Genomic DNA, 22812 nt, shown 5'->3' with positions numbered 1-22812 from the left:
TCCCGTTACGCCGCTTGCGCTGCTGTATTGTCCTGAGCAACGGCCTGTTTCTGACGCACGGTCATGTAAACGTTGTATGCCATTACCAGCATACCGGCCAGGAAGATCACGCCACCGAGGAAGCGCACAAAGTAACCCGGGTAGGACGCCTCGAGTGCCTCTACAAAGCTGTAGGTCAGGGTGCCGTCTTCGTTTACGGCACGCCACATGAGGCCCTGCATGATGCCGTTAACCCACATGGCAACGATGTAAAGCACGGTGCCGACCGTGGCCAGCCAGAAGTGCACGTTGATCATGGCCGTGCTGTACATGGCCTGAAGGCCCCACAGCTTCGGAACCAGGTGATATACCGCACCGATACTGATCATGGCAACCCAGCCCAGGGCACCGGAGTGAACGTGACCAATGGTCCAGTCAGTGTTGTGGGACAGGGCATTCACTGTCTTGATGGACATCATCGGCCCCTCGAAGGTCGACATGCCGTAGAACGACAGGGATACCACGAGGAATCGCAGGATCGGGTCGGTACGCAGCTTGTGCCAGGCACCTGACAGGGTCATCATGCCGTTGATCATGCCGCCCCAGGAGGGTGCAAGCAGAATCAGTGACATCACCATGCCCGCAGTCTGGGCCCAGTCAGGCAGTGCTGAATAGTGCAGGTGGTGCCCGCCGGCCCATACATAGGTGGCGATCAGCGCCCAGAAGTGCACGATTGACAGGCGATACGAGTAGACCGGGCGATTGGCCTGCTTGGGCACGAAATAGTACATCATGCCCAGGAAGCCTGCGGTCAGGAAGAAACCAACCGCGTTGTGGCCGTACCACCACTGGATCATGGCGTCGGTCACACCGGCGTAGGCCGAATAGGATTTGAATGCCGTTGCCGGCAGCGCCATGCTGTTACCGATGTGCAGTACCGCAACAGTGATGATGAATGCGCCGTAGAACCAGTTTGCGACATAGATGTGCGGAGTACTGCGCTTCATGACCGTGCCGAAGAACACCAGTGCGTAACATACCCACACGATTGTGATCGCAATATCGATCGGCCATTCGAGCTCAGCGTATTCCTTGGTAGTTGTCAGCCCCATTGGCAGGGTAATGGCCGCGGCCACGATGATCGCCTGCCAGCCCCAGAAGGTGAACGCCGCCAGGCCATCCGAGAACAGGCGGGCCTGACAGGTGCGTTGCACTACATAGTAGGCTGTTGCGAACAGTGCACTTCCACCAAAGCCGAAGATGACGGCGTTGGTATGCAACGGCCGCAAACGGCCGAAATGTGTCCAGGGCAGGTCGAGATTGAGGGCGGGCCAGACCAGTTGTGCTGCAATCAGCACGCCCAGGGCCATACCTACAATCCCCCATACCACTGTCATAATGGCAAACTGCCTTACCACCTTGTAGTTGTATGTCAGGTTTGCATTTACTGTGCTCATAGCCTTACCAATGGGTTTAGAGTGGGAAATATGCGGGCGCAAGTATGGAGAAAGCATTAGCTATTTGCAATGACACAGATCAACTCGGCAGCCCTGTCAAATGCGTCTAAATCAGTAACATGGCGAATATATTAGAGTATTTCTGAAAGCTACAGGGCGGCCGGGAAACATGGATCCGTGGATGCCCTGACATTTAATCATAGTCACGATCCGCAGATATGGTGAATCCTGTAATGTTTTACAAGTCTGAATCGCTGAAAGGAAACCTTGCACCAACGCTTTTGCTGGCGCACGGAGCCGGAGCGCCGGCGGATTCAATGTTCATGGAAAGGCTGGCGTCTGCCCTTGCGGAAGAGGGAGTCACAACGCTGCGGTTCGAGTTTCCCTATATGCAGAAACGCCGGCAGGACGGCCGCAAACGGCCACCCGACCGTCAACCTGTATTGCTGGAGTCCTTCCGCGAGGCTGTCAACGCGGTTATGGCCGAGCCGGGGAGCAACTCCGTTTTTGTTGGTGGCAAGTCAATGGGCGGCCGCATGGCCAGCCTGATGATTGCCCAGGAAGATCTTCATCCGGCAATTTGCGGTGCTGTCTGCTTCGGGTACCCGTTTCATCCTCCGGGCAAGGGTGATCGCTGGCGCACAGATCACTTCCGGGATCTGCAGCGCCCAGTGCAGATTATCCAGGGCACACGGGACCCGTTTGGCAAAAGGCCCGAGGTAGAGGAGAAAGGTGTGGATTCAATAAAGTCTGTCAGCCTGTCATGGCTTGAGGGGGGCGATCACGACTACCGCCCCCTGGCACGGCAACCGGAGAATCACGAACAGATGATTCGCCAGGCCGCGCGCCTGGCTGCGGACTTCATGCGCCGTTGTTCCTGAATCAGGAGAGCTCCGGCTCCGACTGGTCCACGCGATTTCGGCCGGCGGCTTTTGCCGTGTAAAGGGCTTCATCCGCTCTACGGAAAAGTTCCTTTTCGTCCTCTCCCGGGGCCAGTGTTGCGGTGCCCGCGCTCATGGTCAGGGATACCGTTTCTCCGTTGATGGTGGTCAGGCGTGTACTGGCCAGATCTTCCAGAATCTGCTCACAGAGCCTGCGGGCGCCTGCGGCACCGGTGCCCGGCAACAAGATGGCAAACTCCTCGCCTCCGAAGCGGATTGCCACGTCTCGTGGGCGCTTTACGTGACGCCTGAGGATATCGGCAATGTGCTGCAGGCACTGGTCTCCGAAATCGTGCCCCCAGTCATCATTAACGGCCTTGAAATGATCGGCATCGAGCAGCGCGATGGTCAGCGGCTGGCCACTGCGCCGGGATTCAGCGCATAACTCCGGTAACAGGTTATCCAGATGGCGCCTGTTGTGCAGGCCGGTCAGCGCATCGTTGAGGCTGAGTGTGGCCAGCTGTCGGTTGGCCCTTTCCAGTTCTCTCATGGTGTTGCGCAGTTGGGCCGTCCGTTCATGAACCTTCAGTTCAAGGTTGGTGCGGGCGTTCTGCTCCACGTCCAGCAGTTTCTGATTCAACAGGCGCCAGCGCTGTACCATGGCGTAGTTGAGCAGAATCACCTGGGCGCCCACGGCAACCTGCATGAAAATCTCGCGGGCCAGGAAGTCGGCGAGGTAACCGAAGGCCGCCAGGGCGTATACGAAGGCCCCGACCAGCATGCCGGACCAGGCCATCACGTACCACTTGGCAGGCATGTATCCCTGGCGCCAGCGAATCAGCCCGATCACGAACAGGCTGCCAATGATAACCAGCGCAACGGAGGTGATCAGCACGATGGATTTGTTGTAGGGCAGCAGGAAAGCCAGTGCCAGCAGGCCAAGGCTGGTTACGGTCAGCCCCCTGAGAACCGCGTCCGCTCGGGAGTCGGGTGGGATTTCCAGGAACGACCGGCCGAACAGCGTCATCGCCAGGGAGCTGACGGCCATCAACAGGGGAATGGAGGTGTTGGCAAATCCCGTGCTGTCCGGCCAGAAATACTGGTTGGCGAAACCGCCCATGGCGAAGAGAAAAAGACCCAGCGAGGCCATGTAAAAGGCGTTGTAGAAGTAGTATGCGGTGCCGGAACTGAAGAACAGCAACAGATTGAACGCGGCAAACACAAGCAGAGCACCATAGAAAAGACCATGGAGCAGCGTCAGATGATTGCTCTGGGCAATGGCTGCTTCCGGTGTTTCCAGTGACAGGGGAACATTGAGGGCGCCGCTGCTGTGTATCCGCAGGGTAATGGTCTGGCTTTCATTGCCCCCAAGCGTGACGGGCAGCAGGAAATACCGGTAATCTATGCCCCGCGACATGAACGGGGACTGGTCGCCGGTGGTAATGGCCGCAGCTCCGTCATTGCCGGAATGCCAGAAAGTAACCTCATCCAGCAGTGGATAATTGAGCTTCAGATACCAGAGCTGTCGTGTGTCGCCGGAATTACGCACGTTGAGTCGCACCCAATAAACCGCGTCGGTGTGACTGAATACCAAATCATGGCCGTTGGCGGACTGCCAGCCCGCGTCTGCCGGCAGCTCATCCGGTGTCCTGGCTTCATGAGCAGGCTCACCGGGTGGCGCGCTGAGATAGCAGACATGCTCCATCAGTGACGCCCGCTGTTGCGGGCTGCTGGCGTCCAGCGTCGGGCAGCGATCAGGCGCCGGACGGTCGGCCACGGCCACACCAGTGGCAAGCAATAGCGCAACGAACGATACAAGACAACGCAGGTACGGCAACATCGGGTAATTTCCTGCCAGCACAAAGCCAGGTAGTGTAGTCAATTGCGGGCTGTGTAGATGTTAAACAGATTCAAATTTGAGGGTTCCCGAAACGGGCCCGGTTCAGGTGACCGATGGAACAACTGATTGCCTTTTGTCGGCCGGGCTTCGAAACGGAAGCCGGCCGGGAGCTGACGGATACGGCAGCAGCAAGTGGTACCTATGGCTACTTCGAGCCGGTAAATTCCAGGGGGTTGGTGGTATTCAATCTCCCCGGCCCGACAACAGCCAACGCGTTGCTGGAAACGCTGTCCATTCACGCGCTGGTTTTTGTAAGGGACTGGTTTGTGGTTCTGGCCGAACTGGCATTGCCGGCTGCAGACCGCGTGGGCGCCGTCATTGAAGGCCTGAAGTTGGTGGATGCCGAATTCCCGGCCTATGCACGCGTGGAAATCCGCTTGCCTGAGAATAACAGCGATCCGGATCTTGGCAATTTTGCCCGCAAATGGGTATCCCCGCTCTCCAGGGGCCTGCGGGGAGCAGGTCTGTTACAGCCTGATCCCGGGGCTGAATCCCCGGCCCGGCTTGAGTTGCTGCTGCTTGGGTTCGAAAGGGTGATTGTCGGCGTCAGCGTGGCTGGTAATCGAGCCCGCTTTGTCAGTGGCATTCCCCGCCTGCGCCTGCCAGCCTCGGCGCCAAGCCGCTCGGCACTCAAACTGGAAGAAGCCTGGAAAGTGTTTTTGCCTGCAGACAGGGAGCTGGACTATCTGGGGGGAGGCAAGCAGGCAGTGGATCTTGGTGCAGCCCCGGGTGGCTGGACCTGGCAACTGGTCAGGCGGGGCATGATGGTCACAGCGGTTGATAACGGCCCCATGAACGAAGAGCTGATGGCTTCAGGGCACGTTGAACACATAGAAGCCGACGGATATCAGTGGCGGCCCAGGCGAGGAGTGGACTGGATGGTCTGCGATATTGTGGATCACCCCCGCAGAACTGCGGCCCTGGCCGTGGACTGGCTGAATCAGAAGCTGTGCCGCTATACGGTCTTCAACCTCAAACTTCCGATGAAAAAGCGGTATGACGAGTGGTTGATTTGCCGGGATATTCTGCAGCAGGGGCTGGCCCGTACCGAAATGAACTTCCGTATCAGGGCTCGCCACCTTTATCATGACCGTGAGGAGATCACCTGCTTTGTCGAACGTCTGGACTGAATGCCCGGCTACGACGGCCAGTTACTGTGCTGAAGCACGGTGATGACTTCATCCCGATCCATCATGGGAATCAGTTCGGCCATCAGCTCTCGGCGTTCTTCGGACAGGTACCAGCGTTGCCAGTCTGCCTCGGAGCGCCAGTTGGCAAGAGTGAACCGGTGGTTCGGGTCATGGGCATCGACCAGCGTTTCGCCGGAGACGAATCCCGGAGCGCTCACGGCATTCTGAAGAACCTTGCGGGATCTTTCCTCATAAGCGGGTTCGAGTGATTCGGCAATATGGCGTTCTATCAGCACCCGGATCATTGTCTACCTCGTATTGTTTTGGCATCTATAAACAGTAATTTAGCAGGTATTTTTCAAATTTCAGGTGGAATTTCAGGAGGACAGACCATTGGCACAGCCGGACTACGATGCAGAGCTTGATGCCCGGGGGCTGTTTTGCCCGGAGCCGGTGATGATGTTGCACAACCGGATCGTTGAAATCAGCCCGGGAGCCGTGCTGAAAGTGGTGGCAACAGACCCCTCCACAACCCGGGATATTCCGAGGTTCTGTCAATTCCTCGATCATGAGCTGGTGCACAGCGGCGAAGATGGCAAGGAATTCGTCTTCTTTATCCGCCGGGGCCGCTGAGCAGGGGCTCAGGACCCGCCGGAGCTGCCAACGGCATCAAGATGGCCCATGAACTGGTCGCGGTCCATTTCGCCGAGGACCCGGGCAGTTTCAATTTCGGTACCCTTGCCGTTGTAGAACAGGATGGCGGGTGGCCCGAACAGGCCGAGTTCGTCCAGCAGGGCCTGTTGCTCCGGTGTGTTGTCGGTCATGTCCAGTTGCAGGAGTTTATAGGGTTCCAGCGCCTGAATGACCGTGCTGTCACTGAAAACATTGCGTTCCATGACCTTGCAGGAGATGCACCAGTCAGCGTAAAAATCGAGCATGACCGGCGTGCCATCCCGGCTTGCCTGTCTCAGTTCATCGCGAATGTCCGCGGGAGAGTCCAGCCTGAGAAAATCCGCATGATCAGTTTCTGCCCCGGCTGATTCACCTTGCGATACGGGCTGGCTGGAAGCCGTGAACGCGGCGAGGGGCTTGAGCGGATCGTTGGCTCCGGACACCGCGCCGGCAAGCAATGCGAGACCATAGGCAAACATGACCAGTCCCATGCCCTTGCGGGTGCGTTCCCAGCCGGCCTTTGCCGCATCAAAGGCTCCCAGCTGAACACCTGTGATCGCCACCAGCAGCCCCCACAGGGTCAGTGCCAGCCATCCCGGTACCATTCTTTCCACCAGCCAGATGGCGACGGCCAGCAGCATGACCCCATAGAAGGCTTTTACAACATTCATCCAGGGGCCAGTCGATGGCAGCAATTTGCGACCACCAACGGCTACCAGCATCAGCGGAATACCCATGCCCAGCCCGAGCGCAAACAGGGCAATACCACCGACCACCGCGTCCTGGGTCGTGCTGATATAGAGCAGGCTGCCGGCAAGCGGTGCCGACACGCACGGGGAAACAATCAGTGCCGAGAGAGCACCAATCCCGAAAATACTGGCGACACGGGTCCCGGTGAGGCGGTGGCTGGCATTGTCAAGCGGCTCGCGGATAAATCTCGGCAACTGGATTTCAAACAGATTGAACATGGACAGGGCAAACAGCACGAATAACGTTGCGAAAACACCCAGTACCCAGGGTGATTGCAAGTGGGCCTGCAGGTTGAAACTGGCTCCGAGCAGGCCGGTTATGACACCGGCCGCGGCATAGGTGAGGGCCATCCCCAGTACATAACTGCCCGAGAGCAGCAGTGCATGCCCGGTTGTACTGGTATTGCGGGATGAAACCAGCGACGAAATGATCGGTACCATGGGCAGCACACAGGGTGTGAATGTCAGCCCCAGGCCAAGCAGCAGGAAGAGCCCGGCGATAAACAGCGTGGACTGATTGGCAAGGAATCCCGCCAGACCGGTTGCAGTGGTGGTATCTTCAGGTGGCTTCTGGCTGGCGCCGGAAGAGCCGGATGCGCCTGTCGCCCCCCCGCTGCCGGTTTCGGCTGATTCCTGGCCATCGTCGGCACTGGCGTAATAAAGCACATCCTGTGTCTGGGGTGGATAACAAAGACCGGCATTGGCACAGCCCTGGTAAGTCACCTGCAACTCGGCTTCGTTAACACCCTCGGGAAGCTTTACCGGAACCCTGGCCTCGACCGGTTCATAAAATACCGTGACCTTGCCAAAGAACTCATCCTCGGTATCGGTGCCGGTGTAGGAGAATTCCGGCTCGCCCAGTTCCACGCCCTCTGTATCGCTGGTGACGTTGACACGCCCCTGGTACAGGTAGTGGTCGGGCGCGATGTCCCAGGACAGCACAACCGCGTCAGTATCGTTGGTATAGCTGAAGGGCAGGGCTTCATCAACGGGCAGGAAATCATCGTTTCCGCCAAACAGGGAGTTGCCTGCGCCGGTGGTAACGGCCGAGAATACGGACAATGCAAGAAAAAGGAAGATGCGGCTCAAAACCCTGCTCGGGGCAATACTGCTTGAGGTTGTTGTGCTGCAGGTCATAGTCGATACGGTACCGTGGGTTGGATACGGGTTGTCGGACGCCGAATCGGGAAAGGTTGAGACGGCGGCGCTTCAGGTTGCAATGGACACAGTTGCCAGGCAAAAGTTCCCTCTGGTATTGAACGGTCTAAAGTCGCACAATACCCGTCCCATGAGACATGATCCAGACGATCTTATCATGCTGTTCAATGGCCTGTTCCGGGAAGAATACCGGACTGTTCTGGTCAGGGGCGGCGATGAACCCGAGTATCTGCCGGCAACGGAGCCTGAAGGCTTCGCACAGGTTATCTTTGCCCACGGCTATTATGCCAGTGCACTGCATGAAATCAGCCACTGGTGCATTGCTGGTGAGCACCGGCGCAGACTCCGGGATTTTGGTTACTGGTACTGCCCCGATGGTCGCAGCGTGGAACAGCAGCGAGCCTTTGAACAGGCGGAAATCAAACCCCAGGCTCTGGAATGGCTGTTTTCGGTTGCAGCGGGCGCCCGGTTTCACATCAGCGTCGACAATCTCGCCGGTAGTGGAGCATGGGATGAGCCTGCCTTTCGCAGGAATGTGACGGTGCAGGCCGATGATTACCTGGAATATGGCTTGCCCGCGCGCGCAGGCCGTTTTTTTGACACCCTCAGGACATTTTATGGAACCGCGGCTGACTTCAATCAAGCCTGGGAAAAAGAGACCAGGCGCCTGATGCCCGAACGTTCCGCCACAGAAATCGAGGTAGATTGAATCAATATGACATCTGACACGCCCGAAGCCAGCAAAACACTATTCAAGGATCTGAACCTGGATCAGCGAGTGCTTGATGCCATCACCGATATCGGTTTTGAACATTGCACGCCAATCCAGGCGGAAACCCTGCCGTTCACACTGGCCTGCCAGGACCTGATCGGCCAGGCACAGACAGGGACCGGTAAAACCGCTGCCTTCCTGATTACCGCCATACAGAGCATGCTGGAAACCCCGATTCCGGAAGCTGACCGGTTTGCCTCGGAACCCCGGGTGCTGGCCCTGGCACCTACCCGGGAGCTGGCCATGCAGATCGCCAAGGATGCAGAGAAGCTTTGTGGCTATACCGGGCACAATGTGGTGATCGTGGTTGGCGGCATGAACTACGACAAGCAGCGCGACCAGTTGCAGAACGAAATTGTCGATATCCTGGTGGCAACGCCGGGGCGGTTGATTGATTTCCTGGGTTCCCAGGACGTCTTCCTGGACCAGCTGGACATTCTTATTCTGGATGAGGCTGACCGGATGCTGGACATGGGCTTCATTCCCGATGTCAAACGCATCATCCGCAAATGCACCCCGAAGGAAGAACGCCAGACCCTGCTGTTCAGTGCCACCTTCAACCAGGATGTGCTCAACCTCGCCTCCATGTGGACGCGTAACGCCGAGTTTGTCGAGATCGAGCCGGAACAGAAAACCGCCGAGCGGGTGAAGCAAACGGTCTACCTGGTGGGCGAAGACGAGAAGCTGCCAGTGCTGGTGAATTACCTGCAGCGCCCGGAAGTGGAAAAGGCCCTGGTGTTTGCCAATCGCCGTGACCAGTGCCGTGATCTTGAAGAAGACCTTCGCAACCAGGGCGTCAAGGTGGCCCTTATGTCCGGCGAAATTGCCCAGAACAAACGGTTGAAAACCCTGGAACAATTCAAGAATGGCAGTATCCAGGTACTGGTGGCCACCGACGTGGCAGGGCGTGGTATTCACGTTGACGGGGTAACTCACGTTTTCAACTATAATCTTCCGGATAATGCCGAGGATTACGTGCACCGGATCGGGCGTACCGGGCGCGCAGGCAAGCATGGCGTTTCCGTAAGCTTCGCCAGTGAGGATGACGCCTTTTCATTGCCGGCCATAGAATCCTACATCAGCCAGAAACTCGCCACCGCCGTGCCTGACGAAGAGCTGATGACCCCGCTTGCCAAACCGCCGATTACCCGTAAACGGGGTGCCCGGCGTCCCCAGGGCAACCGTAGTCAGGGCAGTCGTGGCGGCAACCAGCGCCAGCGCAGGAACTGAAGGGGCAGGAATCAGCATCATGCGGATTGTAGCGGACGAAAACATACCTTTACTGGATTCCTTCTTTGCAGACATCGGCGAGATTCGCCGTGTGTCCGGCCGTGCAATGTCAGCCGCCGATGTGCAGAATGCCGATATTCTGCTGGTTCGCTCCGTTACCAGGGTCAACCAGGCATTGCTGGAAGGCAGCCGCGTGCGCTTCGTGGGAACCTGCACCATTGGCACGGATCATGTGGACCAGCAATGGCTCGCGTCCAATGGCATTTCGTTCTCGGCAGCACCCGGCTGTAATGCCAACAGCGTGGTCGAATACGTGCTCTCGGTGATTTCCCTGCATGCCGAGAGGCGTGGTGTCGCAGACTGGTCAAAATTCAGCGTGGGTATTGTCGGTGCCGGCAATGTCGGTGGAGAACTGGCACACAAGCTGGAGCGTCTTGGTTTCGATGTGTTGTGCTGCGACCCGCCACGGGCCGAGCGTGAAGGCGACGACGGCCCGGAATTTGTCTCCCTGGATCAGGTCATGGCCTGCGATGTGGTAACGCTCCATACCCCCCTGATCCGGGAAGGGGATCATGCCACGCTGCATATGTTGGGGCAGGAACGCTTGCAGACGCTGCGGGAGCACCAGTTACTGATCAATACCAGTCGCGGTGAGGTGATCGATGCCGCTGCGCTGGTGTCGCGTCTGGACGAGCCCAACGCGCCAACCGTCGTCCTGGATGTCTGGGAGCATGAGCCGCGCATCCACGCCGACCTGCTGGACAGGGTATGGCTTGCCACACCACATATTGCGGGCTATAGCCTGGAAGGCAAGGTGCAGGGCAGCGAAATGGTGTACCAGGCATTGAGCCGCTTCATGGGGCTTCCCATCCGCAAGAAGGCGGGCCAGTTTCTGCCGGAACCGGCGCTGAACAAGTTGTCCTTCACCAGCGCGGCAGAGGAAATGGACTCGGCGAATATTGCCATGCGTTCCTGTTACGACCCCCGCCGGGATGATGCCCGTATGCGTCTGGCAATGGCGTTACCGGCCGAGGAACGCGGGCCGGCATTTGACCGGTTGCGCCGGGACTATCCGGTACGGCGGGAGTTTTCCAGCGTCAAGATCCAGCTCAAGGGCACCAGCAAGTCCATGCAGGATACTTTCCGGACCCTTGGCTTCAAGCTGAAGCTCTAGCTTCTGCTTACAGCTGCGCTTTCTGCAGCGCCTCGATCCGGCTTTCCAGGGGAGGATGGGTCATGAACAGGGCGCTGAGCCCGGCCCTGGCTCCCCGGTTGATGCCGAATGCCTGAAGGCTTTCCGGCATCTGATCCGGCACTTCACTTTCCTGCTTCAGCCGAGCCAGGGCGCTGATCATGGCAGCACGACCCGCGAGCTGAGCACCGGCAATATCGGCCCGATACTCCCGACGACGGGAGAACCAGAAGACGATCGTACTGGCAAGGATGCCCAGCACAATTTCCGCCGCAATACTGACGACGAAAAAGCCGATACCGTGGCCGCTCTCGTTCTTGAACACAACGCGGTCGACGAACGAGCCGATCACACGGGATGCGAAAATCACGAAGGTGTTCACCACCCCCTGGATCAGGGCCAGGGTCACCATGTCCCCGTTGGCCACGTGGCCGATTTCATGGCCCAGAACCGCCCGGATTTCATCCTTATTGAACCGATGTAAGAGCCCCTCACTCACCGCCACCAGGGAATCATTCTTGTTCCAGCCAGTGGCAAAGGCATTGGACTGGGATGCCGGAAAGATTGCCACTTCCGGCATGCCGATACCGGCATTCTTGGCCAGCTCCCGCACAGTGTCCACGAGCCACCGTTCAGCCGGGGTGCGAGGCGACTCGATCACTTTGGCCTTGGTGCTCCATTTGGCCATGGGCTTGGAAATCAGCAGCGAGACGATCGCGCCGGCAAAGCCGAATACGGCCGCAAAGGCCAGTAGCGAGCCATACTGGATACCGTTCTGGGCGAGGTAGCTGTCGACACCCAGCAGCTTCAACGTAAAGCTGGCAACCAGAATGACAGCCAGGTTGGTCGCAAGAAACAGCAGAATACGCATCTTGAATTCCTTGTTGATTCATCATCCGCAGGCAGCGGTTTGCATCTGCGAATTATTATGTGGCCAGTGTCGTCATGTTCAACAGGCTTACGGCGATTTAATAATCGGACCCGTCGCGGAAGAAGGCCGCCTGCATCACGTGGCTGATCCTTGCGGAACTGCCACTTCGAAGTGCGGTACGGAGCAGATGGATGTGGGTGGAAAAATCTTCGCGGATAGCCGGTGGCAGGTTTTCAGCGTTGTCGGCGGCTTGCTGCTCCTGCAGAACCTGGCTGGCCGGCGAGCTCATGCGCACAAAGGCCTGCTGGGTCAGCACTGCCTGGTCGAGCGCTTCCTGCCGGATTGTGTCCACGTATCGTAGCAGGCCCTCTTCCGCCAGCCACAGCAATGTGCCGAAGCATGCCATGTGCCGTTTGCTGTGCAGGCCGAACTCATCCGGCTCATCGGGGCCCGCTATGTCTTCCACGAACAGGTTCACCCTGCGGGGAAATGCATTGTAGAGCTGCACCAGGGCGATTGCGGCATCCTTGTAGAATTCTTCAATATGGATATCCGCCATGCTACACCTGGTAGGATGACAGGAAGTGTGCCAGGCGCTTCATGGCGTCCTCCAGGGTATCCTCCCGTGGCAGGAACACCACGCGCAGGTGCTGTTTGTCATCAATGTTGAAAGCCGAGCCCTGGACCAGCAGGATGCGTTCCTGCAGCAGCAGATCCAGCACCAGTTTTTCGTCATTGACGATGGGGAAGCGTTTCGGGTCCAGCTTCGGGAACAGGTACAGAGCCCCCTTCGGCTTGACGCAACTGACCCCTGGGATGTCATTGAGCAGATTCCAGGCCGTTTCCCGCTGCTCGAACAGCCGGCCACCGGGGGCCACCAGGTCATCGATGGACTGATACCCGCCCAGGGCAGTCTGGATAGCAAGCTGGGCGGGAACATTGGCGCACAGGCGCATGTTGGAGAGCATCTCGATACCCTCGATCAGATCCCGGGCCCGGTGTTTGGCACCGCTGATAATCATCCAGCCGGAACGGTAGCCGGCGGCGCGGTAGTTCTTGGACAACCCGTTGTAGGTAAAAAACAGCACATCGTCCGCCAGTGAAGCGGTAGGGATGTGCTCGGTGCCGTCGTAGAGGATCTTGTCGTAAATCTCGTCCGACAGCACGATCAGGTTGTGCTGCCGGGCCAGTTCCACCACCTGCTCCAGCAATTCGCGGGAATAGACCGCACCTGTCGGGTTGTTGGGGTTGATCAGCACGATGGCCCGCGTCCGGCGGGTGATTTTCTTGCGGATATCGTCAATGTCCGGGAACCAGTCCTGGGCCTCATCACAGCGGTAATGGACCGGCTTGCCACTGGAGAGGGTAACGGCTGCGGTCCACAGCGGGTAATCCGGTGCCGGAATCAGGACTTCATCGCCGGTATTCAGCAAGGCCTGCATGGACATGACAATCATTTCGCTGACGCCGTTACCCAGGAAAATATCGTCGATATCCACCTTGTCGATGCCCCGTTGCTGGCAATAGTGCATGACAGCCTTGCGGGCAGAGAACAGGCCCTTCGATTCCACATAACCCTGGGCCAGGTGCATGTTGTAGATGACGTCCTGCTGGATTTCCTCCGGTACATCCAGTTCAAAGGCGGCCGGATTACCGATGTTCAGCTTGAGCACCCGGTGGCCTTCTTCCTCAAGGCGACGGGCTTCCCGCAGAACCACGCCACGAATCTCGTAACACACGTTATCCAGTTTGGCGGATTTGAGATAGTTCTGCATAAGCCCGGTGTTTCCTCAATAAAAGACATAAGGCTGTATTCTAGCGGAGCAAAGGCCGGCGACAACAGACCAATTGTGATGAATTGTGGCACAGAAGCGGAGATTTAACGCCCGTTGCTCACAGATTCCATGAACTGGAGCCGTCAACCACCATGATCTGGTTGTAAAGTAAATTGTGAGCAATATAATAGTGGAAAATAAAGTGGAGCAGCGTTATGAGTAGCGAAAGTATCTATGATTTCAGTGCAACCGACATCCGTGGTGAGGAACACTCTCTGGAAGAGTATCGCGGCAAGGTGTTGCTGATCGTCAATACCGCCAGCAAATGCGGCTTCACTCCGCAGTTCGAGGGGTTGCAATCCCTCTATTCGGAGCTGAAGGACAAAGGGTTTGAGGTTCTGGGGTTTCCCTGCAACCAGTTCCGCAACCAGGACCCGGAAGACGACAAGGCCATCAGCGAGTTTTGCAGTCTGAATTATGGCGTGGATTTCCCGATGTTTGCGAAGATTGAGGTTAACGGCCCCAATGCACATCCTCTGTTCGGGTATCTGAAGCGCGAGGCCAGGGGCCTGCTTGGTTCGGAAGCCGTAAAGTGGAACTTCACCAAGTTCCTGGTCAACCGTGATGGCGAAGTGGTTAATCGATACCCGCCAACCACCAAACCGTCTGCCATTCGCGCAGACATCGAAAAGCTGCTGTAGGCCATGACCAACAAAGATGATGCACTGGCGCTGGATAACCAGCTCTGTTTCGCACTTTATGCCGCCAACCGGGCGGTGACTGCCCGCTATCGTCCCCTGCTGGCGGAACTCAACCTGACCTATCCCCAGTATCTTGTGTTACTGGTGCTATGGGAGGCGAACCGGGAGAAGAAAACGGTGAGGGTATCGGACCTGGGCAAGCGGTTAAGGCTGGACTCCGGCACCCTGACGCCCCTGCTTAAGCGCCTGGCGGAACGGGGGCTCATTACCCGCCAGCGGGATACCGAGGATGAGCGGGTTGTTACTGTGACCCTTACCGGGGAAGGGGTCGCCCTGCGCCAGCGGGCCAGTGACGTGCCTGGCCGGCTGTTGTGTGGAACGGGGATAGACCAGAAGCGCATGATGGCTCTTCGTGACGAACTGCGCTCGGTCCTCAGTCTTCTTGAGGCCCAGGGGGAGCCCAGCGGTCAATAATCGACTTCAGGTCGGCGCGGTTGTATGGCTTGGTGATGTAATCGTTCATGCCCGATTCCAGGCAATCGTCCCGGTCCCCCTGCATGACATTGGCGGTAACGGCTATAACCGGCAGCGAGTGCCATTCCGGGTTCTCGCGGATCTTCCGGGTGGCTTCGTAGCCATCCATCACGGGCATCTGGCAGTCCATCAGCACAATATCGAAAGTGCCTGACTTCAGGGCCTCCAGCGCACGCTTGCCGTTTTCCGCCAGGGTAACCTTGTGGCCGAGTTTCCGGAGCATGCTGCTGGCCACCACCTGGTTAACCTGGTTGTCTTCCACCAGCAACAGATTCAGCGGCCTGGTCTCGGCCTGGTCTGTGTCTGTGCCTGCGTCGTCGCTTGTGGCGGCCTGCTTCAGCCCGGCGGCCGCACAGAGTGTGCGGAGCAGCTGGTTCCTCCGCAGAGGCATGGCCAGGATCTGTTGATTGCCGGTTGCCTTGGCGGAGCCGTTCCTGTCCACCAGAATTACCCCCACACCAGACCATTGGGTGGCCATCTCCCTGCCGGCGTCGTCACCCTCTGCGGTCGTCATCAGAATTCCGCCGCCGTTGCGGGCCGCATCACGCACCGGAATACTCCAGGCCCTGAGCTGGCTTTCTATGGGCAGGCGGTGGGGGTGTTCCTGAGGTATGTCGATATCCACGCCAGCGGTTCTGATCACTTCCGGAATGTCCGGTGTCGATGAACCGGCTTTCTCCTGATCATGCACTGGCAGAGGCAGGTTCACGGTAAAGTGTGTGCCCCGGCGCTCTTCCGAGTCCACCAGGATCTGGCCGTGCATGCGTTCCACCAGCTGCCGGCACAGGGTCAGGCCCAGCCCGGTGCCGCCATACAGCCGTGTAGTGTCGGTGTCTGCCTGGGAGAAAGGCGAAAAGATCTTGTGCAATCCTTCCCGGGACATGCCGATACCGGTGTCAATCACATCAATCCGTAAGTTACCGTTGAAATGACTGGCGCGGATGCGAACGCTGCCCTGTTCGGTAAACTTGATGGCATTACTGAGCAGGTTGTTGAGGATCTGGCGGGTGCGGGTCGGGTCTCCGAGGAAGGTTTCCGGCAGGTCGCACTCGATATCCGTCACAACGTCGATATTCTTGCGACGGGCCTGCTGGGCATGGAGCGTTGCGCATTCCTCGATCAGGCTCCGGACACTGAAGGGAATATTCTCGAGGCTGAGTTTGCCGGCCTCCACCTTGGAGATGTCGAGGATGTCGTTGAGCAAACCAAGCAGGCTTTGCCCCGCGTTCAGGGCGATCTCCAGCCGGTTCCGCTGTGTCGGTTCCAGTTCACCTTCCAGGGCCAGGCCGAGCATGCCCAGCACTCCGTTGAGCGGTGTGCGGATCTCGTGGCTCATGCTGGCCAGGAAGTTGGCCCTGGACCGGGCCCGGCGCACGGCATCTTCCTTGGCGCGCACCAGTGCGCGGTTGCCTCGCTGCAGGGCCTCGTTCTTCTCCGAGATCTCCCGGGTACGATCATCCACTTCCTGTTCCAGCTGAGTGGAGTAGTTCTTGATGGCGCTCTCCGCATTTCGCAGCTGGGCAAGGCTGGCGTCCATGGTCTCCAGATGCTGATTGATGATACCCACCATCTGGCCGATTTCATCTTCCCGGTGATTGGCCGGTACCGGCAGCCGGACCTTTTCCGGGGACTCGGCGCGGACGCGGCTCAGTGCACCGATTACATTGAGCATGGGGCGGGTCAGCACGAAATAGAAAATGGCGAGCAGGGCGGCAGTGAGAACCAGGCTTTTCAGCAACCCGCTCACCATAGTGTATCCGGCCCTTTGCATGAACAGCAGGCCATAATGATAGGTATCGATGGTCACGGTCAGTTTGCCAAGGGAAAGATCGCTCAGTTGCGGTACCATCAGTTCCTCGCTGAAAACGCGGCTGTCGCCGAACAACAGGTCGCTGATCCAGCGGTAGCGGGATTCCGGGCTGCTCTGGCTGGCGGCTGCCATGGTCTGGCCGTTATTGTCAGATATACGGGCGTCGATGGTGGCGGGGTGACGGAGCAACCCGTCCAGCAGTTCCTCGGCCAGCCGGATGTCGATGTTATAGGCAATCTGGGAGGCAGGGCTGTGACTTATTTCGATCAGGGCACGGATTTCCTGCTCCATGGAATCCCGGGCACTGAAGTAATCAAGGGTTACCTGGACAATATTGAGTACCAGACCAAGCACCATGGCAATCAAAACGGTGTCCCGGGTCAGGCGGTAGGAAAGCCGTTTTTTGAATGGAGTTGTCACAGTGTATTCACAGTCCCTGTCGGTCAGCAGCGGGTATGGTATTGATCGGCCGCCGGGGCATTGTTAATCGTCGTAATCGGCCTTTTTACGCCATTCGTCATCGTGCAGGAAGGTATCCCATTCACGGTCAAGGCGCGATTGCCCTTCGGCAACGCCCCCCTTTGAGGTGTCATCCTTCATGGCTTCCAGTTCCTTGATGCGGGTGCGGAAACTCTTCACCGCTTTCATGGCCATAGGGTTGTCCCGGGATTTGCCCATTTCGGTACTGGCCAGATGATAGGCGTGAATGGCTTTGCGAATCTGGTTCTGCTTCACATAATCACGGGCCTGGAACACATGCAGGTCAGCGTGGGTCTTGTGGACCAGGAACAATACAAATTTGAGGTTCTTCTTGGCGGTGGCGCTGTCGATCTTGCCGGCCTTGTGCATGCCTTCAATCATTTTGAAGAGATTCTCCAGCAATTCCTTGACGTAGCTGGATTTTTCCGGTGAATCAATCTTCACGGGCGCTCGCTGGTCGTCGTTGTTCATGACCTTCTGTTTGAGCTGTTGAGCGGCACTGAGCCATTCGCTGACGGGCTGGTCGGATTTGAGCGCCTTGAGGTCCCTGCAGGTTTCCTCCATGCGCTTGATCAGCAGGAGCTTGAGATCGGCGGTCAGGTACTGGCCGGGAATTTCGGAAAGCAGACGATTGGCGCGGTTATAGCTGTCTTCCAGGGCAGTAATCTTCCGCGCACGCTCGATACGGGCACGTTCCCGCATCTGGCTGGCCACAATAATGATGATCGACACGGTAACGATAGCTGCCAGAAGCAGCACAATCATTGTGGTATCCATTCTATTGCAAACACTCCGGTTCAAGGGCTGCCACTGGGAGCTCCGGTGACTGAAATGAACCGGAGAAATCCAGCAAGTATTCGAAAGACTAGCAGAAAACCGGAAACGATTCCGTTTTGAAATGTGAAAGATTATGGGTTTCTATCATTTCAGTGAATTGCTACGCTTGGCAATATTAATCCTGTGAATAAAGCCGGTGACAACCAATGGATATCTCCCGGGTCGATCTGAATTTGCTGGTCTATCTCGATGTGCTTCTCAGGGAGCGAAATGTAACCAAGGCAGCGAATCACCTGGGTATTACCCAGCCTGCCATGAGTAATGGCCTGCGCCGCCTGAGGGACCTTTTCGGTGACCCCCTGCTGGTGCGGACCAGTGAGGGAATGACCGCAACGGAACGTGCCGCGGAGCTGCAGCCACTGGTGCGCGGCATCCTCTCGGACATCGAGCAGGCCATTCACGAGAAAACCGCCTTTGCCGCCATGGAAAGTCAGCGGGTCTTCCGGATCATGGCCAGTGACTACGCCGAATCCTGCCTGATGCCGCGGGTGCTTCGGCGGATTCGTCAGGAAGCGCCCCACGTTACCCTGGATGTGCTGACGCCCAGTGACGTCAGCTTCCTGGATGTGGAGCAGGGCCGGCTGGATATGGCCATAAACCGTTTCGACAAGATCCCACAGTCATTCCACCAGAAAACCCTGTGGACGGAATATTTTGCCTGCCTGATGAACGCCCGCAATCCCATCCTGAAGGAACCCTTCACGCTGGACACCTATCTGGATGCCAGTCATATCTGGGTCAGCAAGACCGGCTTTGGTGTCGGGGTGGGTGTGAACCCGAAGGATGTCCAGCGACTGGGCTGGGTGGATGAGGCGTTGTCGCTGATGGGTCGCAAGCGCCAGATTTCGGTGTTTACCCGGCATTACCAGGTGGCAATGTTGCTGGCGGAACAGCACGACCTGATTGCCACACTGCCCTCAAGGGCCGCCTGGTTGCAGAAGGACAACCCCAATCTGGTCGTGAAGGTGCCGCCGTTCGAGATTCCGCCATTCGAGCTGAAAATGGCCTGGAGTCCGTTGCTGCAGCACAATACCGATCACCAGTGGCTGAGAAAAGTGATCGCGGAAGTGGCAGAGGAAGTGGATACGGAATTCGCTCCGTTCGGGGCGCAGTTCGAATCGGCGGATGTCCCCGGCATTCATCACTCAGAGCGGTAGTTCCCGCAACTCCAGTGAGCCTTTTCCGGCATCCCACATGCGCTGGAAGGATTCTGCAAGCAGCTTCACCCGGCCTCCGTCGGCAAACTTCGCGAATCCTTCCGGTTTGTAAAAGTCGTGGCGGTAAACGACGCCTTCCCGGTCGGCCAGCAGGAATGGCTGGTCATCCACAGGATAGTCCTCATTGATCAGCCTGAGTTCGATGCGGCTGGGCAGGCGACGCATCAGCTCCACAATCTGGTGACGGCGTTTGACCAGTGGCCTGTCATCGTGAATCAGCAGGCGCACCTCGCTGAGTCGGTGGCGGCGGGCTAGGGCAGATATCAGCTCACGGAAACGCGGCCGGTCGTAAAGGTCATGATCCAGCAGGCGATCATACAACCAGAGCCGCTGACGTGCCTGGCCGACGACGGAATCCATCAGGTCAGTCATGGTGCGTTCGCTGTCAAACAGCCAGGTGTGCTGGTCTTCCCCAAGCAGCATTGGGTGCGGACGGGATTCGAGGGCGTTACTGACCTGCGCCGGCGCCATGCAGCGCATGTCCACGTGGGGGATGCCGGCATCATCGTAGCGGTCCGAGCAGACATGGAAGCCGGAGCGCTGGTAGAAGGGAATGGCGTGCTCCTGCGCGGAGAGCCGCAGTTCGCTGAACTGGTCGGCGGCCTCGGATATCAGGTGGTGCAGCAGGCGCTCACCGATGCCTTTGCCTCTATGGGCCGGAAGGATCGCCATGCGCCCGATGTGGGCCGTTTCCCCAAGGGTCGAGAACAGACGTCCGACCCCGACCGGGGTGTTGTCGGGCAGTACCACCAGGTAATGGTCTGCAATCTCGTCGGTGTCGTCCCACTCCAGCTCTGGCGGAACCTGCTGCTCTTCCACAAACACCGTCTGGCGTATGTTCCGGACATCGGCCGGTGCCAGTTGCCAGCTATATTTACGAATCCGCACGTTCATTCCGCTTTCAATCACCCTGGTGTCGCGCAATAAAGGGTCACTCGAAATACAGAGACCCCTGGTTAACGAGGTTGGCCAGCAGCCCGCAGATGGCGTCGTCACCTGCGTAACCACCCAGTGCTGCCATATCCGGTCTGGCACCGGCGCAGAGCAGGGGAGCCAGGGGCCGGGCGTCACCGCGCAGCAGGAACTGTTCGCCATCCACGAACAGTGCTGTTTCCTGTTCAAATTCATGGTAGGCGAAACGGGAGCCTTCATTCCAGCGCAACCGGTCGCCGGCGGCAATCCAGGCACTGAGCGACTGCGGTGTTACCGGCTCTTCCGCAGGCACCACGATGTCGAGGCTTTTCGGAGCTGTGGCGTACTGGCCGAACCACAGCGCCAGCTGGCGTTTGTCGGTGAGCTTTGCGCGAATCACGCTGTCGAGGCGGTCAATGACTTCCGGGGCAATGGTTCCCGGATTATCCTGAACCTGCAGGTCCGGGTCGTTCAGGTGTTCGGAGGCATCGGACTGGCCGCAGAGAAAATCTGTAAAACCGGTCAGAACGTCGTCAATGGTGGGCGCACGGAAACCCACCGACAGGGTAATGCAGTCATCCTCGGCCACGCCGTGGTGGCCAATGCCGGGTGGCAGGTAGAGCATGTCACCGGGCGCCAGGGTCACGGTTTCCTCGCCATCCCAGCTGCTGAGAATTCTCAGGGGCGTGCCGTCCACCCGGGGTGAGGTGTGATCGCAGTGACCGCCAAAGGTCCAGCGCCGATGCCCCTGGGCCTGCAGCAGGAACACATCGTACTGATCGTAGTGGGGGCCCACGCTGCCACCCTCGGGTGCGTAGCTCGCCATGATGTCGTCCAGCCGCCAGTTGGGCACGAAACGGAACTCGTCCAACAGGTCGGCAATGTCCGGAACCCAATGATCAAGGCCCTGTACCAGCAGGGTCCAGTGGGTTTCCGGCAGTCTGGCGAAACGCCCGGGATCGAAGGGACCGTTGTGCAGCTGCCAGGGTTTGCCGTTGTCGTTCTCGATGACAATGCGGGACTCGACAGCTTCCTCACAGGCCAGGCCCGCCAGTTCGTCCGCTGAAACCGGGCATTCGAAGCCGGGGAATGCCTGGCGGATCACCAGTGGTTTCTTCTGCCAGTAATCCCGCAGGAATTCCTGCGCGGGCATGCCGCCGGGCAGTTTCATGGTTCAGATATCCCTGGCCTGTTGGACGGCATTGCCGATGTAGGTGCCGGGAGTGAGCTCCATTAACTCCGCCTTGGCGGCATCGGGGATATCCAGCGACTCCACAAAGGACTTGATCACATCCGGCGTCATGGCTTTACCACGGGTCAGATCCTTGAGCTTCTCGTAGGGTTTCTCGATGTTATAGCGCCGCATCACGGTCTGGATGGGCTCCGCCAGCACTTCCCAGGCGTGGTTCAGGTCTTCGTCCAGTCGTGACGGATTGATTTCCAGTTTGCTCAGGCCCTTCAGGGTGGACTCATAGGCAATCAGGCTGTGGGCGAAACCGACGCCCAGGTTACGCAGCACAGTGGAGTCGGTCAGGTCCCGCTGCCAGCGGGAAATCGGCAGTTTCGCGGACAGATGGCTGAACAGGGCATTGGCGATGCCCAGGTTGCCCTCGGAGTTCTCGAAATCGATGGGGTTAACCTTGTGGGGCATGGTGGACGAGCCCACTTCCCCTGCCACGGTTTTCTGCTTGAAGTAACCCAGGGAAATGTAGCCCCAGATGTCACGGTCCAGGTCAATCAGGATGGTGTTGAAGCGGGCTATGGCGTCGTAAAGCTCGGCAATGTAATCGTGGGGTTCGATCTGGGTGGTATAGGGGTTCCAGTCCAGGCCAAGGCTTTCAATGAACTCCCGGGCGTTGGTGGCCCAGTCGATGGACGGGTAGGCCGACAGGTGGGCATTGTAGTTGCCCACGGCGCCATTGATTTTGCCCAACAGTTCTACGGCGCGAACTTGTTGCATCTGCCGGCGCAGGCGGTAAACCACGTTGGCCAGTTCCTTGCCCACGGTGGATGGCGAGGCGGTCTGGCCATGGGTGCGTGACAGCATGGGCTGGTAGGCGTGTTCCCGGGCCAGATCGGCCAGTCGGTCCACCACCCGGTCCATCGCCGGCAGCAGGCCGTGGTCCAGGCCTTCCCGGAGCATCAGGGCGTGGGACAGGTTGTTGATGTCCTCGGAGGTGCAGGCAAAATGCACGAATTCGGTGACGGCGTGCAACTCCGGAACCCCGGCGATTTTTTCCTTGATGAAGTATTCCACCGCCTTCACGTCGTGGTTGGTGGTCCGTTCAATGTCCTTGATCCGCTCCGCGTCCGCCAGGCTGAAGCCGGAAATCATGTTGTCCAGGAACTGACTGGCTTCGGCGGAGAAGGCGGGTACTTCGGTAATCCCGGGGTGGGCGGCCAGCTTCTGGAGCCAGCGGAGTTCGACGGTCACCCGGTTCCTGATCAGACCATACTCACTGAAAATGTCACGGAAAACGCTGACTTTGCTGCCATAGCGTCCATCGACCGGGGAAATGGCGGTCAGAGCGGTGAGTTCCATCGAAAACCTCTCA

21 protein-coding genes are annotated in these 22812 nt (G+C 58.2%); 9 read left to right on the top strand and 12 right to left on the bottom strand.

Annotation, left to right across the window (positions count from 1 at the left end; translation table 11 throughout):
* Positions 1-5 precede the first annotated feature (5 nt).
* Complete coding sequence (gene ccoN / locus HLUCCO03_RS11155; protein ID WP_027832364.1) at positions 6-1436, bottom strand: cytochrome-c oxidase, cbb3-type subunit I; 1431 nt, start codon at positions 1434-1436, stop codon at positions 6-8.
* Between the two features lie 233 nt (positions 1437-1669).
* Here ccoN and HLUCCO03_RS11150 point away from each other — a divergent pair, with 233 nt between their 5' ends.
* Positions 1670-2317, top strand: a complete 648-nt coding sequence (locus HLUCCO03_RS11150) for an alpha/beta fold hydrolase (RefSeq protein WP_051603886.1) — start codon at positions 1670-1672, stop codon at positions 2315-2317.
* 1 nt (position 2318) lies between these two features.
* Here the strand turns inward: HLUCCO03_RS11150 and HLUCCO03_RS11145 are convergent, their stop codons facing one another.
* Complete coding sequence (locus HLUCCO03_RS11145; RefSeq protein WP_027832362.1) at positions 2319-4157, bottom strand: diguanylate cyclase; 1839 nt, start codon at positions 4155-4157, stop codon at positions 2319-2321.
* Positions 4158-4270: 113 nt separating this feature from the next.
* Here HLUCCO03_RS11145 and rlmM point away from each other — a divergent pair, with 113 nt between their 5' ends.
* On the top strand, positions 4271-5347 hold the full coding sequence (rlmM, locus tag HLUCCO03_RS11140) for a 23S rRNA (cytidine(2498)-2'-O)-methyltransferase RlmM (protein WP_027832361.1): 1077 nt from the start codon (positions 4271-4273) through the stop codon (positions 5345-5347).
* 8 nt (positions 5348-5355) lie between these two features.
* On the opposite strand, the gene HLUCCO03_RS11135 is transcribed toward rlmM, so the two are convergent.
* Positions 5356-5652: an antibiotic biosynthesis monooxygenase gene (locus HLUCCO03_RS11135; RefSeq protein ID WP_027832360.1), complete on the bottom strand. Its 297-nt coding sequence runs from the start codon at positions 5650-5652 to the stop codon at positions 5356-5358.
* An 88-nt stretch (positions 5653-5740) separates the two neighbouring features.
* On the opposite strand from HLUCCO03_RS11135, the gene tusA reads away from it, so the two are divergent.
* On the top strand, positions 5741-5980 hold the full coding sequence (gene tusA, locus HLUCCO03_RS11130; protein WP_027832359.1) for a sulfurtransferase TusA: 240 nt from the start codon (positions 5741-5743) through the stop codon (positions 5978-5980).
* Positions 5981-5988: 8 nt separating this feature from the next.
* On the opposite strand, the gene dsbD is transcribed toward tusA, so the two are convergent.
* Positions 5989-7905 carry a protein-disulfide reductase DsbD gene (gene dsbD / locus HLUCCO03_RS11125; RefSeq protein WP_027832358.1) on the bottom strand — a complete coding sequence of 639 codons (1917 nt, stop codon included), beginning with the start codon at positions 7903-7905 and terminating at the stop codon, positions 5989-5991.
* Positions 7906-8056: 151 nt separating this feature from the next.
* Between dsbD and HLUCCO03_RS11120 the strand changes: the two genes are divergently transcribed.
* Genes HLUCCO03_RS11120 through pdxB form a run of 3 tightly spaced genes read left to right on the top strand, consistent with a single transcriptional unit; the run spans position 8057 to position 11102 of the window.
* A complete protein-coding gene (locus tag HLUCCO03_RS11120; RefSeq protein ID WP_027832357.1) occupies positions 8057-8635 on the top strand; it encodes an elongation factor P hydroxylase in 579 nt (192 codons plus the stop codon).
* A gap of 6 nt (positions 8636-8641) precedes the next feature.
* Positions 8642-9928, top strand: coding sequence for a DEAD/DEAH box helicase (locus HLUCCO03_RS11115; RefSeq protein ID WP_027832356.1), 1287 nt, complete (start codon positions 8642-8644; stop codon positions 9926-9928).
* A gap of 19 nt (positions 9929-9947) precedes the next feature.
* Positions 9948-11102 (top strand): 4-phosphoerythronate dehydrogenase PdxB, encoded by a 1155-nt coding sequence (gene pdxB, locus HLUCCO03_RS11110; protein ID WP_027832355.1) that lies wholly within the window; start codon positions 9948-9950, stop codon positions 11100-11102.
* A 7-nt stretch (positions 11103-11109) separates the two neighbouring features.
* Here pdxB and htpX read toward each other — a convergent pair whose 3' ends face one another.
* The 3 genes from htpX to HLUCCO03_RS11095 form a co-directional block, all read right to left on the bottom strand.
* Positions 11110-11991: a protease HtpX gene (gene htpX, locus HLUCCO03_RS11105; RefSeq protein WP_027832354.1), complete on the bottom strand. Its 882-nt coding sequence runs from the start codon at positions 11989-11991 to the stop codon at positions 11110-11112.
* Positions 11992-12088: 97 nt separating this feature from the next.
* Entirely contained in the window at positions 12089-12550 is a 462-nt protein-coding gene (locus HLUCCO03_RS11100; protein ID WP_027832353.1) for a hypothetical protein, read from the bottom strand.
* 1 nt (position 12551) lies between these two features.
* Positions 12552-13766, bottom strand: a complete 1215-nt coding sequence (locus tag HLUCCO03_RS11095) for a pyridoxal phosphate-dependent aminotransferase (RefSeq protein WP_027832352.1) — start codon at positions 13764-13766, stop codon at positions 12552-12554.
* Between the two features lie 215 nt (positions 13767-13981).
* On the opposite strand from HLUCCO03_RS11095, the gene HLUCCO03_RS11090 reads away from it, so the two are divergent.
* Entirely contained in the window at positions 13982-14467 is a 486-nt protein-coding gene (locus tag HLUCCO03_RS11090) for a glutathione peroxidase (protein ID WP_027832351.1), read from the top strand.
* Between the two features lie 3 nt (positions 14468-14470).
* Positions 14471-14941: a MarR family winged helix-turn-helix transcriptional regulator gene (locus HLUCCO03_RS11085; RefSeq protein ID WP_027832350.1), complete on the top strand. Its 471-nt coding sequence runs from the start codon at positions 14471-14473 to the stop codon at positions 14939-14941.
* Here the strand turns inward: HLUCCO03_RS11085 and HLUCCO03_RS11080 are convergent.
* Entirely contained in the window at positions 14901-17231 is a 2331-nt protein-coding gene (locus HLUCCO03_RS11080) for an ATP-binding protein (RefSeq protein ID WP_027832349.1), read from the bottom strand. The genes HLUCCO03_RS11085 and HLUCCO03_RS11080 overlap by 41 nt on opposite strands.
* Before the next feature lie 63 nt (positions 17232-17294).
* The gene (locus tag HLUCCO03_RS11075; protein WP_027832348.1) at positions 17295-18068 is read right to left on the bottom strand and encodes a hypothetical protein; all 774 of its coding nucleotides are present in this window, start codon (positions 18066-18068) and stop codon (positions 17295-17297) included.
* 206 nt (positions 18069-18274) lie between these two features.
* Here HLUCCO03_RS11075 and HLUCCO03_RS11070 point away from each other — a divergent pair, with 206 nt between their 5' ends.
* Positions 18275-19285 (top strand): LysR family transcriptional regulator, encoded by a 1011-nt coding sequence (locus HLUCCO03_RS11070; RefSeq protein ID WP_027832347.1) that lies wholly within the window; start codon positions 18275-18277, stop codon positions 19283-19285.
* On the opposite strand, the gene HLUCCO03_RS11065 is transcribed toward HLUCCO03_RS11070, so the two are convergent.
* Genes HLUCCO03_RS11065 through purB form a run of 3 tightly spaced genes read right to left on the bottom strand, consistent with a single transcriptional unit; the run spans position 19274 to position 22799 of the window.
* Complete coding sequence (locus HLUCCO03_RS11065; protein ID WP_027832346.1) at positions 19274-20239, bottom strand: GNAT family N-acetyltransferase; 966 nt, start codon at positions 20237-20239, stop codon at positions 19274-19276. The two genes, HLUCCO03_RS11070 and HLUCCO03_RS11065, sit on opposite strands and share 12 nt — an antisense overlap.
* A gap of 37 nt (positions 20240-20276) precedes the next feature.
* Positions 20277-21428, bottom strand: a complete 1152-nt coding sequence (locus tag HLUCCO03_RS11060; protein ID WP_027832345.1) for a cupin domain-containing protein — start codon at positions 21426-21428, stop codon at positions 20277-20279.
* Between the two features lie 3 nt (positions 21429-21431).
* The gene (gene purB, locus HLUCCO03_RS11055; RefSeq protein WP_027832344.1) at positions 21432-22799 is read right to left on the bottom strand and encodes an adenylosuccinate lyase; all 1368 of its coding nucleotides are present in this window, start codon (positions 22797-22799) and stop codon (positions 21432-21434) included.
* Positions 22800-22812: the final 13 nt, after the last annotated feature.

Origin of the sequence: Marinobacter sp. HL-58 (assembly GCF_001314605.1) — a bacterium.
Lineage (GTDB): Bacteria > Pseudomonadota > Gammaproteobacteria > Pseudomonadales > Oleiphilaceae > Marinobacter.
This window is presented reverse-complemented; position numbering and strand designations above follow the sequence as displayed.

Excerpts from the sequence above, each read along its gene's own strand:
- HLUCCO03_RS11075 (WP_027832348.1), bottom strand. The coding sequence starts at position 18,068 with ATGGATACCACAATGATTGTGCTGCTTCTGGCAGCTATCGTTACCGTG.
- HLUCCO03_RS11135 (WP_027832360.1), bottom strand. The coding sequence starts at position 5,652 with ATGATCCGGGTGCTGATAGAACGCCATATTGCCGAATCACTCGAACCC.
- HLUCCO03_RS11065 (WP_027832346.1), bottom strand. The coding sequence starts at position 20,239 with ATGAACGTGCGGATTCGTAAATATAGCTGGCAACTGGCACCGGCCGAT.
- HLUCCO03_RS11145 (WP_027832362.1), bottom strand. The coding sequence starts at position 4,157 with ATGTTGCCGTACCTGCGTTGTCTTGTATCGTTCGTTGCGCTATTGCTT.
- HLUCCO03_RS11060 (WP_027832345.1), bottom strand. The coding sequence starts at position 21,428 with ATGAAACTGCCCGGCGGCATGCCCGCGCAGGAATTCCTGCGGGATTAC.
- HLUCCO03_RS11115 (WP_027832356.1), top strand. The coding sequence starts at position 8,642 with ATGACATCTGACACGCCCGAAGCCAGCAAAACACTATTCAAGGATCTG.
- ccoN (WP_027832364.1), bottom strand. The coding sequence starts at position 1,436 with ATGAGCACAGTAAATGCAAACCTGACATACAACTACAAGGTGGTAAGG.
- HLUCCO03_RS11090 (WP_027832351.1), top strand. The coding sequence starts at position 13,982 with ATGAGTAGCGAAAGTATCTATGATTTCAGTGCAACCGACATCCGTGGT.
- pdxB (WP_027832355.1), top strand. The coding sequence starts at position 9,948 with ATGCGGATTGTAGCGGACGAAAACATACCTTTACTGGATTCCTTCTTT.
- rlmM (WP_027832361.1), top strand. The coding sequence starts at position 4,271 with ATGGAACAACTGATTGCCTTTTGTCGGCCGGGCTTCGAAACGGAAGCC.
- HLUCCO03_RS11085 (WP_027832350.1), top strand. The coding sequence starts at position 14,471 with ATGACCAACAAAGATGATGCACTGGCGCTGGATAACCAGCTCTGTTTC.
- HLUCCO03_RS11120 (WP_027832357.1), top strand. The coding sequence starts at position 8,057 with ATGAGACATGATCCAGACGATCTTATCATGCTGTTCAATGGCCTGTTC.
- purB (WP_027832344.1), bottom strand. The coding sequence starts at position 22,799 with ATGGAACTCACCGCTCTGACCGCCATTTCCCCGGTCGATGGACGCTAT.
- HLUCCO03_RS11100 (WP_027832353.1), bottom strand. The coding sequence starts at position 12,550 with ATGGCGGATATCCATATTGAAGAATTCTACAAGGATGCCGCAATCGCC.
- htpX (WP_027832354.1), bottom strand. The coding sequence starts at position 11,991 with ATGCGTATTCTGCTGTTTCTTGCGACCAACCTGGCTGTCATTCTGGTT.
- dsbD (WP_027832358.1), bottom strand. The coding sequence starts at position 7,905 with ATGACCTGCAGCACAACAACCTCAAGCAGTATTGCCCCGAGCAGGGTT.
- HLUCCO03_RS11070 (WP_027832347.1), top strand. The coding sequence starts at position 18,275 with ATGGATATCTCCCGGGTCGATCTGAATTTGCTGGTCTATCTCGATGTG.
- HLUCCO03_RS11095 (WP_027832352.1), bottom strand. The coding sequence starts at position 13,766 with ATGCAGAACTATCTCAAATCCGCCAAACTGGATAACGTGTGTTACGAG.
- HLUCCO03_RS11150 (WP_051603886.1), top strand. The coding sequence starts at position 1,670 with ATGTTTTACAAGTCTGAATCGCTGAAAGGAAACCTTGCACCAACGCTT.